Annotated in this window: 17 protein-coding genes and 1 tRNA gene; 12 read left to right on the top strand and 6 right to left on the bottom strand. The window is 68.7% G+C overall.

Going from position 1 to position 13,908, the window contains the following annotated elements:
- The first annotated feature begins 31 nt into the window (after positions 1 to 31).
- The 11 genes from ruvB (at position 32) to ACK4SG_RS06555 (ending at position 7,942) form a co-directional block, all read left to right on the top strand.
- Positions 32 to 1,066, top strand: coding sequence for a Holliday junction branch migration DNA helicase RuvB (gene ruvB / locus ACK4SG_RS06605; protein ID WP_409600941.1), 1,035 nt, complete (start codon positions 32 to 34; stop codon positions 1,064 to 1,066).
- Positions 1,059 to 1,475 (top strand): tol-pal system-associated acyl-CoA thioesterase, encoded by a 417-nt coding sequence (gene ybgC / locus ACK4SG_RS06600; RefSeq protein ID WP_409600940.1) that lies wholly within the window; start codon positions 1,059 to 1,061, stop codon positions 1,473 to 1,475. The genes ruvB and ybgC overlap by 8 nt, the downstream gene beginning before the upstream one ends.
- On the top strand, positions 1,475 to 2,260 hold the full coding sequence (gene tolQ / locus ACK4SG_RS06595) for a protein TolQ (protein WP_409600939.1): 786 nt from the start codon (positions 1,475 to 1,477) through the stop codon (positions 2,258 to 2,260). The genes ybgC and tolQ overlap by 1 nt, the downstream gene beginning before the upstream one ends.
- Before the next feature lie 7 nt (positions 2,261 to 2,267).
- Positions 2,268 to 2,711 (top strand): protein TolR, encoded by a 444-nt coding sequence (gene tolR, locus ACK4SG_RS06590; RefSeq protein ID WP_409600938.1) that lies wholly within the window; start codon positions 2,268 to 2,270, stop codon positions 2,709 to 2,711.
- Positions 2,712 to 2,718: 7 nt separating this feature from the next.
- On the top strand, positions 2,719 to 3,618 hold the full coding sequence (locus tag ACK4SG_RS06585; RefSeq protein WP_409600937.1) for a cell envelope integrity protein TolA: 900 nt from the start codon (positions 2,719 to 2,721) through the stop codon (positions 3,616 to 3,618).
- Positions 3,619 to 3,709: 91 nt separating this feature from the next.
- Positions 3,710 to 5,014, top strand: coding sequence for a Tol-Pal system beta propeller repeat protein TolB (gene tolB, locus ACK4SG_RS06580; protein ID WP_409600936.1), 1,305 nt, complete (start codon positions 3,710 to 3,712; stop codon positions 5,012 to 5,014).
- 79 nt (positions 5,015 to 5,093) lie between these two features.
- Entirely contained in the window at positions 5,094 to 5,627 is a 534-nt protein-coding gene (pal, locus tag ACK4SG_RS06575; protein WP_409600935.1) for a peptidoglycan-associated lipoprotein Pal, read from the top strand.
- Positions 5,627 to 6,403, top strand: coding sequence for a tol-pal system protein YbgF (gene ybgF, locus ACK4SG_RS06570; protein ID WP_409600934.1), 777 nt, complete (start codon positions 5,627 to 5,629; stop codon positions 6,401 to 6,403). The genes pal and ybgF overlap by 1 nt, the downstream gene beginning before the upstream one ends.
- Positions 6,404 to 6,412: 9 nt before the next feature.
- Positions 6,413 to 7,099, top strand: coding sequence for a 7-carboxy-7-deazaguanine synthase QueE (gene queE, locus ACK4SG_RS06565; RefSeq protein ID WP_409600933.1), 687 nt, complete (start codon positions 6,413 to 6,415; stop codon positions 7,097 to 7,099).
- A 26-nt stretch (positions 7,100 to 7,125) separates the two neighbouring features.
- Complete coding sequence (queC, locus tag ACK4SG_RS06560) at positions 7,126 to 7,827, top strand: 7-cyano-7-deazaguanine synthase QueC (protein WP_409600932.1); 702 nt, start codon at positions 7,126 to 7,128, stop codon at positions 7,825 to 7,827.
- Between the two features lie 39 nt (positions 7,828 to 7,866).
- Positions 7,867 to 7,942, top strand: a tRNA-Lys gene (locus tag ACK4SG_RS06555).
- On the opposite strand, the gene ACK4SG_RS06550 is transcribed toward ACK4SG_RS06555, so the two are convergent.
- The 6 genes from ACK4SG_RS06550 to ACK4SG_RS06525 all read right to left on the bottom strand — a co-directional run bounded on the left by ACK4SG_RS06550 (position 7,901) and on the right by ACK4SG_RS06525 (position 12,689).
- Positions 7,901 to 8,110, bottom strand: coding sequence for a hypothetical protein (locus ACK4SG_RS06550; RefSeq protein WP_409601341.1), 210 nt, complete (start codon positions 8,108 to 8,110; stop codon positions 7,901 to 7,903). The genes ACK4SG_RS06555 and ACK4SG_RS06550 overlap by 42 nt on opposite strands.
- 34 nt (positions 8,111 to 8,144) lie before the next feature.
- Positions 8,145 to 8,363 carry a TraY domain-containing protein gene (locus ACK4SG_RS06545; RefSeq protein ID WP_409600931.1) on the bottom strand — a complete coding sequence of 73 codons (219 nt, stop codon included), beginning with the start codon at positions 8,361 to 8,363 and terminating at the stop codon, positions 8,145 to 8,147.
- A gap of 238 nt (positions 8,364 to 8,601) precedes the next feature.
- Positions 8,602 to 9,546 (bottom strand): ribokinase, encoded by a 945-nt coding sequence (locus ACK4SG_RS06540; protein WP_409600930.1) that lies wholly within the window; start codon positions 9,544 to 9,546, stop codon positions 8,602 to 8,604.
- A gap of 2 nt (positions 9,547 to 9,548) precedes the next feature.
- Complete coding sequence (locus tag ACK4SG_RS06535; RefSeq protein ID WP_409600929.1) at positions 9,549 to 10,826, bottom strand: nucleoside permease; 1,278 nt, start codon at positions 10,824 to 10,826, stop codon at positions 9,549 to 9,551.
- A gap of 122 nt (positions 10,827 to 10,948) precedes the next feature.
- Positions 10,949 to 12,082, bottom strand: a complete 1,134-nt coding sequence (locus ACK4SG_RS06530; protein ID WP_409600928.1) for a diguanylate cyclase domain-containing protein — start codon at positions 12,080 to 12,082, stop codon at positions 10,949 to 10,951.
- A gap of 46 nt (positions 12,083 to 12,128) precedes the next feature.
- Positions 12,129 to 12,689, bottom strand: coding sequence for a TMEM165/GDT1 family protein (locus ACK4SG_RS06525; protein ID WP_409600927.1), 561 nt, complete (start codon positions 12,687 to 12,689; stop codon positions 12,129 to 12,131).
- A 291-nt stretch (positions 12,690 to 12,980) separates the two neighbouring features.
- Here ACK4SG_RS06525 and ACK4SG_RS06520 point away from each other — a divergent pair, with 291 nt between their 5' ends.
- Complete coding sequence (locus ACK4SG_RS06520) at positions 12,981 to 13,907, top strand: SPFH domain-containing protein (protein WP_409600926.1); 927 nt, start codon at positions 12,981 to 12,983, stop codon at positions 13,905 to 13,907.
- Position 13,908: the final 1 nt, after the last annotated feature.

Below are 13,908 nucleotides of genomic sequence, written 5' to 3'. Positions count from 1 at the left end.
AAATGCGTCCACATCGGGCGATAATCCGGGCATGACAGACCCTCGCCTGATCGCCCCCGCCGCCACCCGTGAAGATGACGTGGTAGACGCCAGCATCCGCCCGCGCCGGCTGGACGAATACCTCGGCCAGCAGCCGGTGCGCGAGCAGATGCAGATCTACATCGAGGCGGCCAAGGGCCGCGGCGAGGCGCTGGACCACGTGCTGATCTTCGGCCCGCCCGGGCTGGGCAAGACCACGTTGTCGCATGTGATCGCCAACGAGCTGGGCGTCAACCTGCGGGTCACCTCCGGCCCGGTGATCGAGAAGGCCGGCGACCTGGCGGCGCTGCTGACCAACCTGCAGCCGCACGACGTGCTGTTCGTGGACGAGATCCACCGCCTGTCGCCGGTGGTCGAGGAGATCCTCTACCCGGCAATGGAGGACTGCCAGATCGACATCATGATCGGCGAGGGACCGGCCGCGCGCTCGATCAAGCTCGACCTGCCGCCGTTCACCCTGATCGGCGCCACCACCCGTGCCGGCCTGCTGACCGCGCCGCTGCGCGACCGCTTCGGCATCGTGCAGCGGCTGGAGTTCTACTCGCCGGATGAACTGGCGCGGATCGTCCGCCGTTCCGCGCAGATCCTGGGTATCCCCTGCGACGCCGAGGGTGCGGGTGAGCTGGCGCGGCGCTCGCGCGGCACCCCGCGCATCGCCAACCGGCTGTTGCGGCGGGTGCGTGACTTTGCCCAGGTCAAGGGCGATGGCACCATCGATGCCGCCATTGCGCGCGCGGCGATGGACATGCTGAAGGTGGACCCGGAGGGCTTTGACGAGCTTGACCGCCGCATGCTGGGCACGATCATCGATGCCTTCGACGGCGGCCCGGTCGGCGTGGAATCATTGGCCGCGGCGCTGAGCGAAGAGCGCGGCACGCTGGAGGACGTGATCGAGCCCTACCTGATCCAGCAGGGTTTTCTGGTGCGCACCGCCCGCGGCCGCATGGCCACGCCCAAGGCGTACCGCCACCTGGGCTTCAAGGCCAAGGCCGGCGCGCCGGGACTGTTCGAGGCCGGCGATGGCTGAGCCCTTCGCCTGGCCGGTCCGCGTCTACTGGGAAGACACCGACGCCGGCGGCGTGGTCTACCACGCGCAGTACCTGGCCTTCATGGAGCGCGCCCGCAGCGAGTGGATGCGCGCCATCGGCCTGCACCAGGACGCGCTGCGCCGGGGGCAGGACCTGGTGTTCGTGGTGCGCGCGATGGAGGTCGACTTCCGCGCGCCCGCCCGCCTGGACGATCAGCTGTCGGTCAGCGTGGCCCTGCTGGAATGCCGTGGCGCCAGCCTCGTGCTGGCACAGCGGATCGAGCGCGACGGCGCCCTGCTGGTGGCTGCGACGACGCGGATCGCCGCATTGCGCGCTTCCAGCTTCCGGCCCTGTCCATTGCCCGAGTTCCTCTCATCGACCCTCAAGCCGCTGTTGGAGACCCCTTGATGCCCGCATCGACGATGCTGCAATCCCTGCCGCAGGCGCTGCCCGACGCGGCGGCCCCCGACGCCGTGGCGCTGGCCGCGACCACCGCGCAGGCCGCGCCGCCCGCCGACCCGGGACTGGACATCCTGCACCTGGTGCTGCACGCCAGCCTGCCGGTGCAACTGGTGATGGCGCTGCTGCTGCTGGCCTCGCTGGCGTCGTGGGTGATCATCCTGCGCAAGAAGCGCGTGCTGGACCGCGCCGAGCGCGAGGCCGACCGCTTCGAGGAGACCTTCTGGTCCGGCGTGGAGCTGCCCAAGCTGTACGCGGCGGCCACCGAGCGCCACCGCGACATCGAAGGGCTGGAGGCGATCTTCGAGGCCGGCATGCGCGAGTTCAACCGCATCCGCCAGCGCCGCGGTGTTGACGCGCGGATGCAGCTGGAAGGCGCGCAGCGCGCCATGCGCGCGGCCACCTCACGCGAGTTGGACGGGCTGGAGCGCAACCTCGAGTTCCTGGCCAACGTCGGTTCCATCAGCCCCTACGTCGGCCTGTTCGGCACGGTATGGGGGATCATGATTTCGTTCCAGGGCTTGGCCAGCATGAAGGAAGCGACCATCGCCACCGTCGCGCCGGGCATCTCCGAGGCGCTGGTCGCCACCGCGATGGGCCTGTTCGCCGCGATCCCGGCGGTGTGGGCCTACAACCGCTTCGCCACCCGCGCCGAGCGCATGGCGGTGCGCTACGAGACCTTCAGCGAGGAGTTCTCCTCGATCCTGCAGCGCCAGACCCACGGCGACGACTGAGGCGCGCATGGCACTCGCAACCGCAAGCCGCCGGCACCGCAAGCGCAAGCTCAAGGCCGAGATCAACGTCGTTCCCTACATCGACGTGATGCTGGTGCTGCTGATCATCTTCATGGTCACCGCGCCGCTGCTCAACGTGGGCGTGGACGTGAACCTGCCGCAGGCCGACGCCAAGTCGCTGGAGCAGAAAAAGAAACAGCCGGTGGTTGTGCAGGTCGGCAAGGACGGCGCGCTGGCGTTGACCTACGAAGGCGTGGATCGCCCGCAGGCGGTGGATGCGCGGCAACTGGTCGCCAAGGTGCGCGCCTTCGTCGAGGCCGATCCGCAGCTGGCCGTTTACGTGGCCGGCGACCGTGACGTGAGCTACCAGAGTGTCTATGAGGTCCTGTCGCTGCTGCAGCGCGACGCCAAGGTGTCGCGCGCCGGACTGATGGGCGAACCGAAGCGGTGACGACCCGGTGAAGCAGACGCGCACCGACACGTGGATGGCGCTGGTGCAGGCGTTGTTGCTGCACGCGGTGCTGTTCGTGCTGCTGTTCGCCGGCCTGCGCTGGTCGCAGCGCAGCGTGGTCGAGCCTGCGCAGGGCGACCCCATCGAGGCCGACCTGGTGGCGGTGTCCGACCTCAGTGCCTCGATGCAGCGCGCGCTGCAGCGCGCACCGAAGGCGCAGCCCGTGTCGCCGCCGGAGCCGGACGTTCCGACACCGTTGCCGGATCCCCTCCCGGAGGCGGCACCCCCGCAGCCGAAGGTGCTGCCGCCGCCGGTACCGGACCCGGCGCCGGTGGAGCAGGAGAAGGTGCAGCGCGATGCGCCCTCGCCGCAGGTCGCCAAGGTGCCGCGCGAGCAGGAGCAGCAGCGCAAGCAGCCTGACCAGGCGGAACTCCTGGCCAAGCAGCAGCAGGAGCAGGCCCGCCAGAAAGAGCGCGAACTGGCCGAACTCCGCCGGCTGCGCGAGCAGGCCGCGCGCGAGCGCAGCCTGGCCGAGCAGCGTGCCCAGCAGCTGGCCGAGGCCCGCTCGGCCAGCACGGCCACGGCCACGGCGCCGCCGTCGCCCGGCAACCGCGGCACCGATCCCAGCCTGCAGGCCAAGTACGCCGCCGCGCTGCAGCAGGCCATCCTGCGCCAGTGGATCCGCCCGGAAACCGTGCCGTTGGGGCAGCGCTGCCGGATTTCGATCCGCCAGCTGCCGGGGGGCGAGGTGGTCGATGTCGATGTGTCCGCCAGCTGCCCCTACGACGCGGCGGGACGCCAGTCGGTGGAGCGCGCCGTCTACAAAGCCTCGCCGCTTCCCTATGCCGGCTTCGAGGCGGTGTTCAACCGCAACCTCAACCTGAACTTCGTTGCGGAAGACCGTTGAGCGTGCGGGTTCCTTTCCGGTCCGCTTGCGTTCATCCTCGCGTCGTCCGGATCGGCCAACCTATTCTTCTCGTCCCTGCCAGTGAGGCCGCATGAAGCGTATCGCCCGCCGCCTGCTTGTCCCGCTGCTGTTGCTGCCCGCCTGCGCGGCGCTGGCGCAGTCCCGCGGCAGCCTGGAAATCGACATCGTCGGCGGCAACGCCGCGGCCCTGCCGATCGCGGTGGTGCCGTTTGGCGGCAATTGCGGTGATACCGATGTGGGCGGCGTGGTGCGCGCCGATCTCACCCGTTCCGGGCAGTTCCGCAGCCCCGATCCGGCCAGCCTGCCGGAACGCCCGGTCCAGGGCAGCGAGGTGGCGTATCCGACGTGGCGGATGCTCAAGCAGGACTATCTGCTGATCGGCCGCTGCGTCAGCGGCGGCGACGGTTACCGCACCGAGTACGAGTTGTTCGACGTCGCCAAGCAGGAGCGGCTGCTCGGTTTCGCGCTCACCGCGCCCGCCGGCGCCATGCGCGACGTTGCCCACCAGATCAGCGACGCGGTGTACGAGAAGATCCTCGGCGTGCCCGGCGCCTTCTGGACCCGCATCGCCTACGTCTCCGCCACCGGCCTTGGCCGCAACACCCGCTATGCGCTGGTGGTGGCCGATGCCGACGGCTACAACCCGCATACGGTGGTCAATTCCACCGAGCCCCTGCTGTCGCCCTCCTGGAGCCCGGACGGGCGCAAGCTGGCCTACGTCAGTTTCGAAGGCGGCAACTCCGGCATCTGGATCCAGGACATCGCCACTGGCAGCCGCGAGAAGGTCACCAGCTTCCGGGGCATCAATGGCGCGCCCGCGTTCTCGCCGGACGGCAGCCGTCTGGCCATGACCCTGTCCAAGGGCGGCAACCCGGACATCTACGTCCTGGACCTGGGCACCCGCCACCTGACCCAGCTCACCAACCACTTCGGCATCGACACCGAGCCCACCTGGAGCCACGACGGCACCAGCCTGTACTTCGCCTCAGACCGTGGTGGCCGCCCGCAGATCTACCAGATGCCGGCCAGCGGCGGCAGCGCCAACCGCGTCACCTTCGATGGCAGCTACAACGCCAGCCCGTCGCTGTCCTTCGATGGCAAGAAACTGGCCACCGCGCAGGGCGCGGGCAACACCTACCGTATCGCGCTGATGGACCGCAGCACCGGCGCCGCGCGCTGGAGCCTGCTGTCGCCGGGTTCGCTGGACGAATCCCCAAGCTTTGCTCCCAATGGCGCCATGCTGGTGTACGCGGCCCGCGAGGGCCGGCGCGGCGTGCTGTACACCGTGTCTGCGGATGGCCGCGTACGCCAGCGTTTGACCCTGGGGGGCGAGGATGTCCGCGAGCCTGCCTGGTCGCCCTATCGCAAGCGCTGACTCACGGCGCCATCACGCAAGAACCGGCTAGACTCACTGGCCACTGCCTCCCTTCCCACCTTACAGCGAGGATCTTCCGATGACCGTTCCGCTTCCGCACATTGCCCGCATCCTTACCGTTGCCGCGCTGGCCTCCGTCGTCGCTGTCGGCTGCTCCAAGAAGGTGAAGGAAACCCCGCCCGTTGAAACCCCGGTCGAAACCGCGCCGGCCACCACGGCCCCGATCAACACCGCGCCCGGTGCCTACACCCCCGCCGACCTCGATTCCGATGCCTGCCTGCGCCAGCGCGTGGTGTACTTCGACCTGGACCAGGACGCGCTGAAGCCGGAGTTCCAGGCTGCCATGAGCTGCCACGCCAAGTACCTGCGTGACCGTCCCGGCGCGCGCCTGCGCTTGGAAGGCAATGCCGACGAACGCGGCAGCCGCGAGTACAACATGGGCCTGGGCGAGCGCCGCGGCAACGCCGTGTCGGCCGCGCTGCAGGCCAATGGCGGCAGTGCCACCCAGCTGACCGTGGTGAGCTACGGCGAGGAGCGCCCGGTGTGCAACGAGTCCAATGAAGAGTGCTGGGCCAAGAACCGCCGCGTCGAACTGATCTACACCGAGAAGTGATGCGCGCCCGCGTCTCTCTGCTGGCCGCGGCGATGCTTCTGGCGTCGCCGTTGGCCTTGGCCCAGCGGGCCAGCCTGGCGGATCGCGTCGCGGCTCTGGAAGCCCGCGCCGCGGGCGACCAGAACGGGGTCGTGCTGGTCAACCAGATCGCCGCGCTGCAGTCGGAAGTACAGGCGCTGCGTGGCCAGATCGAAGAGCTGCAGCAGCAGCTGGAGCAGGCCAAGCAGAGCCAGCGCGTGCAGTACCTCGACCTCAGCGGGCGATTGGATCGGCTGGAGGGCACCGGCGCCGTGTCATCGGCAGGGCCGGCCACGGCGCCCACGCCAGTGGGCGCAGCGTCCGCGCAGGCAACCACGCCGCCTGCGGCACCTGCCCCTGCACCTGCGAAGGACGAGCAGGGTGCCTATGCCCAGGCCTTCGACGCATTGAAGAGCGGCGACTACGTGGAGTCCGCGCGGCGGCTGCGTGACTTCCTGGCCGCCTACCCGGCCGGCGCGCTGGCGCCGAACGCGCTGTACTGGCTTGGCGAGAGTTACTACGTCACCCAGAACTACGCCCTGGCGGCGGAGCAGTTCCGTGCGCTGCTGGACCGCTATCCGACCAACGACAAGGCGCCGGGCGCCCTGCTGAAGCTGGGCCTGTCCCAGGCCGGCCTGCGCCAGACCGAGGCCGCGATGGCCACGCTGCGGCAGGTGGGGCAGCGCTATCCCGGCTCCGACGCCGCCCGGATCGCCGAGGATCGCCTGCGCTCGATGCAGATGGCCGGCAGCCGGTAAAATGCGCGCATGAACGACGTCGCCGATGCGGCCGCCGCATCGGCGGCATCCCGGTCCGAGCGCCTCAAGCTCACCGAAATTTTTCTGTCCCTGCAGGGCGAAGCCCGCGATGCCGGCTGGCCCACGGTCTTCGTGCGCCTGACCGGCTGCCCGTTGCGTTGCCAGTACTGCGACACCGCCTATGCCTTCCACGGCGGGCAGTGGTGGGATATCGACGCCATCCTGGCCGAAGTCGCCCGCCTGGGCGCGCGCCATGTCTGCGTGACCGGCGGCGAGCCGCTGGCGCAGAAGCGCTGCCTGGTGCTGCTGGAAAAACTGTGCGATGCCGGCTACGTGGTGTCGCTGGAGACTTCCGGCGCGATGGATATCGCCGGCGTGGATCCCCGCGTCTCCCGCGTGGTGGACGTCAAGACGCCGGGCTCGGCGGAGGTCGGCCGCAACCTGTGGGCCAACCTGGGGCAGCTGACCCCGCACGATCAGGTGAAGTTCGTCATCTGCTCGCGCGAGGATTACGACTGGGCCAAGGGCGTGCTGGCCGAGCATCGCCCGCATGAGCGCTGCGACGTCCTGTTCTCGCCCAGCGCGGGGCAGGTGGAGGCGCGCGCGCTGGCCGACTGGATCGTCGCCGACCGCTTGCCGGTGCGCTTCCAGATGCAATTGCACAAGCTGCTGTGGAACGACGAACCGGGCCGCTGAGGCGGTCCCGACCGACAGGCCCCGACATGAACGCAACCGCCAAACCCGCCGTCGTCCTTGTTTCGGGCGGCATGGACTCCGCCGTCGTCCTGGCCATCGCCCGGGAGGCCGGCTTCGCGCCGTATGCCCTCAGCGTGCGCTATGGCCAGCGCCACACATCGGAGCTGGACGCGGCCGCGCGCGTGGCCGCAGCGCTGGGCGCGGTGGCCCACAAGACCGTCAACGTGGACCTGCGCAGCATCGGCGGCTCGGCGCTGACCGACGAGGAGATCCGGGTCCCCACCGATGCCGACGGCCACGTGATCGGGCAGGGCATCCCGTCCACCTACGTGCCGGCGCGCAACACCATCATGTTGTCGGTCGCGCTGGGCTGGGCCGAGGTGCTGGGCAGCACCGACCTGTTCTGCGGCGTCAATGCGGTCGATTACTCCGGCTATCCGGACTGCCGCCCGGAATTCATCGCCGGCTTCGAGGCCTTGGCCAACCTGGCCACCAAGGCCGGCGTGGAAGGCAGGCGCTTCCGGGTACACGCGCCGCTGATGCGGATGTCCAAGGCCGACATCGCCCGCGAGGGCCTGCGCCTGGGCGTGGACTTCGCGCAGACGGTCAGCTGCTACCAGGCCGATGCCGAGGGCCGCGCCTGTGGCCACTGCGACGCCTGCCGCCTGCGCGCGCAGGGCTTTGCCGAGGCCGGCATGACCGACCCCACCCGCTACGTCATCGGTTAGAATGCGCACCCCGGCGTCATGCCGCGGCAATCCTTTCGTGGGCCGTTAGCTCAGTCGGTAGAGCATCGGACTTTTAATCCGCTGGTCGTTGGTTCGATTCCAACACGGCCCACCACCTCACAACAGTCGGTCTCGCATTCGGACTCAACCCACTGTTCGTTGGTTCGATTCCAACACGGCCCACCACTGCACCGCACCAGCCGCCAATGCTGCGCGGATCGTCGATCTGAGCGAGGCGTTTTTCCAGGAAGTCTTTGATGCGCTGGGCGGTCTGGCGATCCAGCTTGGCAATGTCCTTGCGGGCGGCGCGCAGGTATTCAATCCGTCACGCCACGCCAGAACTCCTCGCCGCCGATCACTTCGCCCTTGCCTTGCTTCAGGTCGATCAGGCGTTGCTCTGCAAGGTACAGATCTTCGAGGTCATCCAAGTGCTCAAGGATGGCTTCGCGGGCATAGAACGTCTTGGTGCGCCCGGTGGCTTTCGCCAGTGCTTCAAGGCGGTGTTCCACTTCGGCGGGCAGTCGGATTGCAAGCATGTGTGGCTCCCGTCCTTAATTGCTTTACAGGTATAGCAAACCGATCTGGTCGGCGTAATCAACATCCTTTCTCGCGGGGGGGGGTGAGCCTGTTGTGAGACGAAGGGCGGGGCATGGCAGACGCTTGTCCCGGGATGCTGTGGGGGCAGGTCAACCTAGAAGGGCTTGTCGTTGTGGGCGGTGGTCAGCCCGCTGGCCGGTGAGCGGCGGCGGCCCATGCGGGCGGGAGCGCCTGGATTTAGTCGGTGAGGTGCGGCATCGCCAGTGCCGCGCCGGCCTGTTCGGTCGAGCGCGCGGCGAAGCGACCGGCGAACCGGACGTGCTCGATGAAGGCCGCGTCGGGGCGGCGGGCCAGTGCGGCCGCAAGGGCGCCGTTGAAGGCGTCGCCCGCGCCGGTCGTGTCGACGACCTGCGCCGGCTCGGCGGAGACGCGGTAGCAGGCGGCGGAGTCGCCGCGCAGCGCCCCCTCGGGATGCGAGACGAAGCAGCCGCTGGCGCCCAGCGTGACCACCACGGTGCCGTGCGGCAACAGGTCGCGGCACAGCGCGTGCAGGCGCTGCTGGTCGAGGCCGGACACCGCGTCGGCATCGATGCGCTCGCCGACGTGGCGGGCGACCAGCGCGGAGAATTCCGTCTCGTTCGGGGTCAGCAGGTCGGTCCGTACCAGCATTGGTTCGTCGATGGCGACGTTGGCGGGCGCCGGATTGAGGATCGCCGTCGCCCCGGCGGCGCGGGCGGCCTCCAGTGCACCGGCGACCGCGTCCAGCGGGGATTCCAGCTGCACCAGCACCACGTCGCCGGCCGCTAGGCCATCCAGCGCCGCCGTGACGAAGGCCGGCGCCAGCGCGCCGTTGGCGCCGGGCCCGATCACGATGCAGTTGCGGCCCTGTGCATCCACGTAGATGCCGGCGGTGCCGGTGGGGGCTGCGACCACCATGGCGCGCAGATCGATGCCGTCGCCTGTGCACAGGTCACGCGCGAGTTGCGCGCCGACGTCGTCGCCCAGCGCGCAGACGAAGCGGGTGGTCGCTCCGGCCCGCCGCGCGGCGACCGCCTGGTTGAAGCCCTTGCCGCCCGGGCCGGTGGCGTAGCTGCCGCTCAGGGTGGCGCCGGGTGCGGGCAGCGTGGCGACACGCCAGACGTGATCGACGTTGAACGAGCCGGCGACGAGGACGCGCGCCATGCTCAGGGGTTGCCCACGTCGGCGGCACCGTGCGCGGGCACCACGCGGTGCGGGTCATGGCGATGCTTGAACAGCGGCACGAAGGCCACCGCCATTGCCAGCGAGTACAGCGCAAACGTGGTCCAGATGCCGTGCCAGTCCTTGGCGCCGCTGGCGTCGGTGAAGAACCGGTCGATCATCCAGCCGCTGATCGCACTGCCCAGCACTGCGCCGATGCCGTTGGTCATCAGCATGAACAGGCCCTGTGCGCTGGCGCGGATCTTCGGGTCGGCCTGCTGCTCCACGAACAGCGAGCCGGAGATGTTGAAGAAGTCGAACGCCATCCCGTACACGATGCAGGACAGGATGATCATCCACAGGCCGGCACCCGGGTCGCCATAGGCGAACAGGCCGAAGCGCAGGAACCAGGCAAGCATGCTGATCGTCATCACCGTCTTGATGCCGAAGCGCTTCAGGAAGAACGGGATGGTGAGGATGAACAGGGTTTCGCTGATCTGGGAGATCGAGATGATCACTGCCGAGTGGCGCACGCCAAACGTATCCTTGAACTGCGGCAGGTTCTCGAAGTCCTTCAGGAACGTCACGCCGTAGGCATTGGTGAGCTGAAGTGCGGCACCCAGCAGCATCGCGAAGACGAAGAAGACCGCCATGTCGCGGTTGCGGAACAGGCGGAACGACGTTAGGCCAAGCGCATCCACCAGCGAGCGGCTTTCGTCGCGCCCCAGGCGCGGCGGCGCGGCGGGGAGGGTGAAGCCGTACAGCCCCAGCAGGAACGAGCCGGCTGCCGCCACGTAGAACTGGCCTGGCGAGGACTCGAACCCGAGCCAGCTCGTGGTCCAGGTTGCGGCGATGAAGCCCACGGTGCCCCAGACGCGGATGGGCGGGTAATCGCGCACCACGTCGAACCCCTGCTGCTTCAGTGCGTTGTAGGCCACCGCGATCGCCAGCGAGATGGTGGGCATGTAGCACAGCATGGTGGCCAGGATCAGCCAGAAGAACTGTTCCGGGTTGGCCGCGCTGGGCAGCAGGCACAGGAACACACCCCCAAGGATGTGCAGCGCGCCGTACAGGCGCTCGGCGTTGATCCAGCGGTCGGCGACGATGCCCATCAGTGAAGGCATGAACAGCGCGGAGATACCCATGGTGGAGAAGATCGCGCCGAAGCTGGTGCCCGACCATTGCCGGTTCTGGAACCAGTACGCGCCCACGGTGATCAGCCATGCCCCCCAGACGAAGAACTGGAGGAAATTCATCACGGTCAGGCGTAGCTTCAGGCTCACATGGGCTCCCAGGCCAGGCGGCAAGGTGCGCCTGTTGGGCGCAGGGTAGTCATGGCGGCCATCGCGGGCAAGCGGAGCGCGCCCGGTCGGATGCGGTGGGGGGCGTGCCGCCCCGGGCAGGGTCAGCGCAGCACCACCCGGTTGCGCCCTTCCAGTTTGGCCTGCGACAGCCGCAGGTCGGCCCGCCGCATCAGCTGCGAGAGATCGGCACCGTCGCCGGGCCAGCACGCCATGCCGGCGCTGAAAGTGAGCCGGATGGGGTCCGCATCGGGGGCCGGTATGAAGGGCCGGTTGGCCAGCTCGCGCCGCTGTTGCTCCAGTCGCTCCCAGGCCCGGCCTGGCGGCAGTGCCAGCAACAGGACGAATTCTTCGCCGCCCAGGCGGACCAGCAGGTCGTCTTCCTCCAGCCCCTCGCGCAGGACATCCACCGCATGCCGCAGGGCGCGGTCACCGGTGGACGTGCCGACCGCGTCGTTGATGCGGCGGAAGTGATCGAGGTTGATCAGGCCAAGCGACAGCGACCCGCCGCGTTCGCGGGCGGCCTCCAGCAGCGCCGGAAAATGGTGGGCCAACAGCGTCCGGTTGGGCAGGCCGGTCAGGCCGTCGGTGCCGGAAAGCTCCACCAGCCGCTGCATGCGGTAAACCACCGCGGCCATGATCGCGGTGACGATGCCGATCAGCAGCAGGCGTTGCAGCACGCTTGCGGCGCGGACGGTGCCGGCATCCACCGAGACCAGTTCCTCCGGTGCCTCTGCCAGCGCGAACACCGCCGCGGCCAGCGCGCCGTACTGCAGCATCGCCAACAGGCCGGCGTACAGGGTCAACCGGCCATCGTTGCGCAGCGCCGTCATACAGATGGCGACCAGATAGAACGCCCAGGCCACCATGCTGTTCAGGCTGGCTGCTGGCGAGTCCAGGGCCAGCAGCACCAGGACCAGCGTGGTGAGGGTGATGTCATAACCGGTGGTCAGCCAGGGCAGCCAGCGGAAACGGTGCGGTTGGCGGGCCAGCAGCAGAATCAGCTGCGAGGCGATGACGGCGAGGATGACGCCGAACACCCCGGCGATGCCCTGCGAGGGGCCGTACTGGCCGGTGGCGATGCTGGTCAGCGGCAGCAGCAGCAGCGCCAGGGAAAGGATGGCCCGCAGCTTGGCGACCAGAAGCTCGCCGCCGGCGCCAATCTCCAGCATCAGGGCGTCCGGCGGCGCGCGGAAGCGCCGCCAGAACTCCCGTAGTCCGAGTCCGAAACTGTCCACGCATGTCCCCCGTTGCCGCGCAGCATAGGGCGCGGCCCGGCTTGCCTCAAATGCCGGCCAGCGCCGCCCACAGGCCCAGCAGCAGGAAGATACAGGCTGCGGTGATGCGTGCCGCCTTCAGCGGCAGTTTTTCGGAGAACCGGCTGCCCAGCGCCACCACCGGCACGTTGGCCAGCAGCATGCCCACGGTGGTGCCCGCCACGACCTGCCACAGCGGCGAGTATTTGGCCGCCAGCAGGACGGTGGCCACCTGCGTCTTGTCGCCGATCTCGGCAATGAAGAACGCAATGGTGGTGGCAACGAAGGCGCCACGGGCGGGCAGGGCTTCGTCTTCGTCCAGCGTGTCCGGCTTGAGCGTCCACAGCGCGATGCCGATGAAGCTGATGGCCACGATCCAGCGCAGTGTTTCGGGGGTCAACCAGTGCGCCACCAGCGCGCCGATCCAGCCGGCCAGGGCGTGGTTGAGCAGGGTGGCAGCAAGGATGCCCGCGACGATCGGCCAGGGCCGGCGGAAGCGCGCGGCCAGCAGCAGGGCAAGCAACTGGGTTTTGTCGCCGATCTCGGCCACAGCCACGGTGCCAGCGGAGACAAGCAGGGGGTCGAACATGGAAAGCTCCGGGGCCGGGCGCATTCGCGATGGACGCGAAGGCAAACGCCGCGTCGCCCGGCCGGGTGCGCGTCGCATGCCTTCGGTCTTGCCCGCGCCGATCGAACCGATCCACGCTGCGCGCCATGGCCTGCCGGCCAAGTATGTTGACGCGCGGGCCGCGGCATTGCGCCGCGGCGGGCTACTCCCCGAATGGAAGTGGTCAACATTGTAGCCGAGCGGCGTCGCGTCCGTGCCAGGGACGTCGCGCCGGCTCGCTATACTCGCCGCATCACCCCAGGGAGAACACCGATGGCCCCGATTCTTGCGCTGATCCTGCTGCTGGCCGGCGTGATCCTGCTGTCCAAGACCGTCCGCATGGTGCCGCAGGGCTACGAGTGGACGGTGGAGCGCTTCGGCAAGTACACCCACACCATGGGTCCTGGCCTGCACTTCCTGATGCCGGTGGTTTACGGCGTGGGGCGCAAGATCAACATGATGGAGCAGGTGATGGACGTGCCCAGCCAGGACGTGATCACCAAGGACAACGCCGTGGTGAAGGTGGACGGCGTGGTGTACTTCCAGGTGCTCGATGCCGCCAAGGCGGCCTACGAGGTGGCCACGCTGGAGATCGCCATCCTCAACCTGGTGATGACCAACATCCGCACGGCGATCGGCTCGATGGACCTGGACGAGTCGCTGTCCAAGCGCGACGAGATCAATACCAAGGTGCTGCATGCGGTGGATCAGGCCACCCATCCGTGGGGGGTCAAGGTCAACCGGATCGAGCTGAAGGACATCCAGCCGCCGCGCGACCTGGTGGACTCGATGGCGCGGCAGATGAAAGCCGAGCGCGAGAAGCGCGCCAACATCCTGGAGGCCGAAGGCTTCCGCCAGGCGGCGATCCTGAAGGCAGAAGGCGAGAAGCAGTCCAACATCCTGGAGGCCGAGGGCAACCGCGAGGCGGCCTTCCGCGAGGCCGAGGCCCGTGAGCGCCTGGCCGAGGCCGAAGCCAATGCCACCCGGATGGTCTCGGACGCAATCGCCAGCGGCAACGTGCAGGCGATCAATTACTTCGTCGCGCAGAAATACATCGAGGCGTTCAAGGCGCTGGCCGAGGCGCCGAACCAGAAGTTCGTGATGATGCCGATGGAGTCGGCGGGCGTGATCGGTTCGCTGGCCGGCATCGCCGAGCTGGCCAAGGACGCAATGGGCAAGGCGTCGGCGAAAGGGGGCTGAT

It is taken from the genome of Thermomonas sp., assembly GCF_046293095.1.
Classification (GTDB): domain Bacteria; phylum Pseudomonadota; class Gammaproteobacteria; order Xanthomonadales; family Xanthomonadaceae; genus Thermomonas.
The sequence above is the reverse complement of the archived record's forward strand: the minus strand, read 5'-3'. Positions and strand labels throughout refer to the sequence as shown.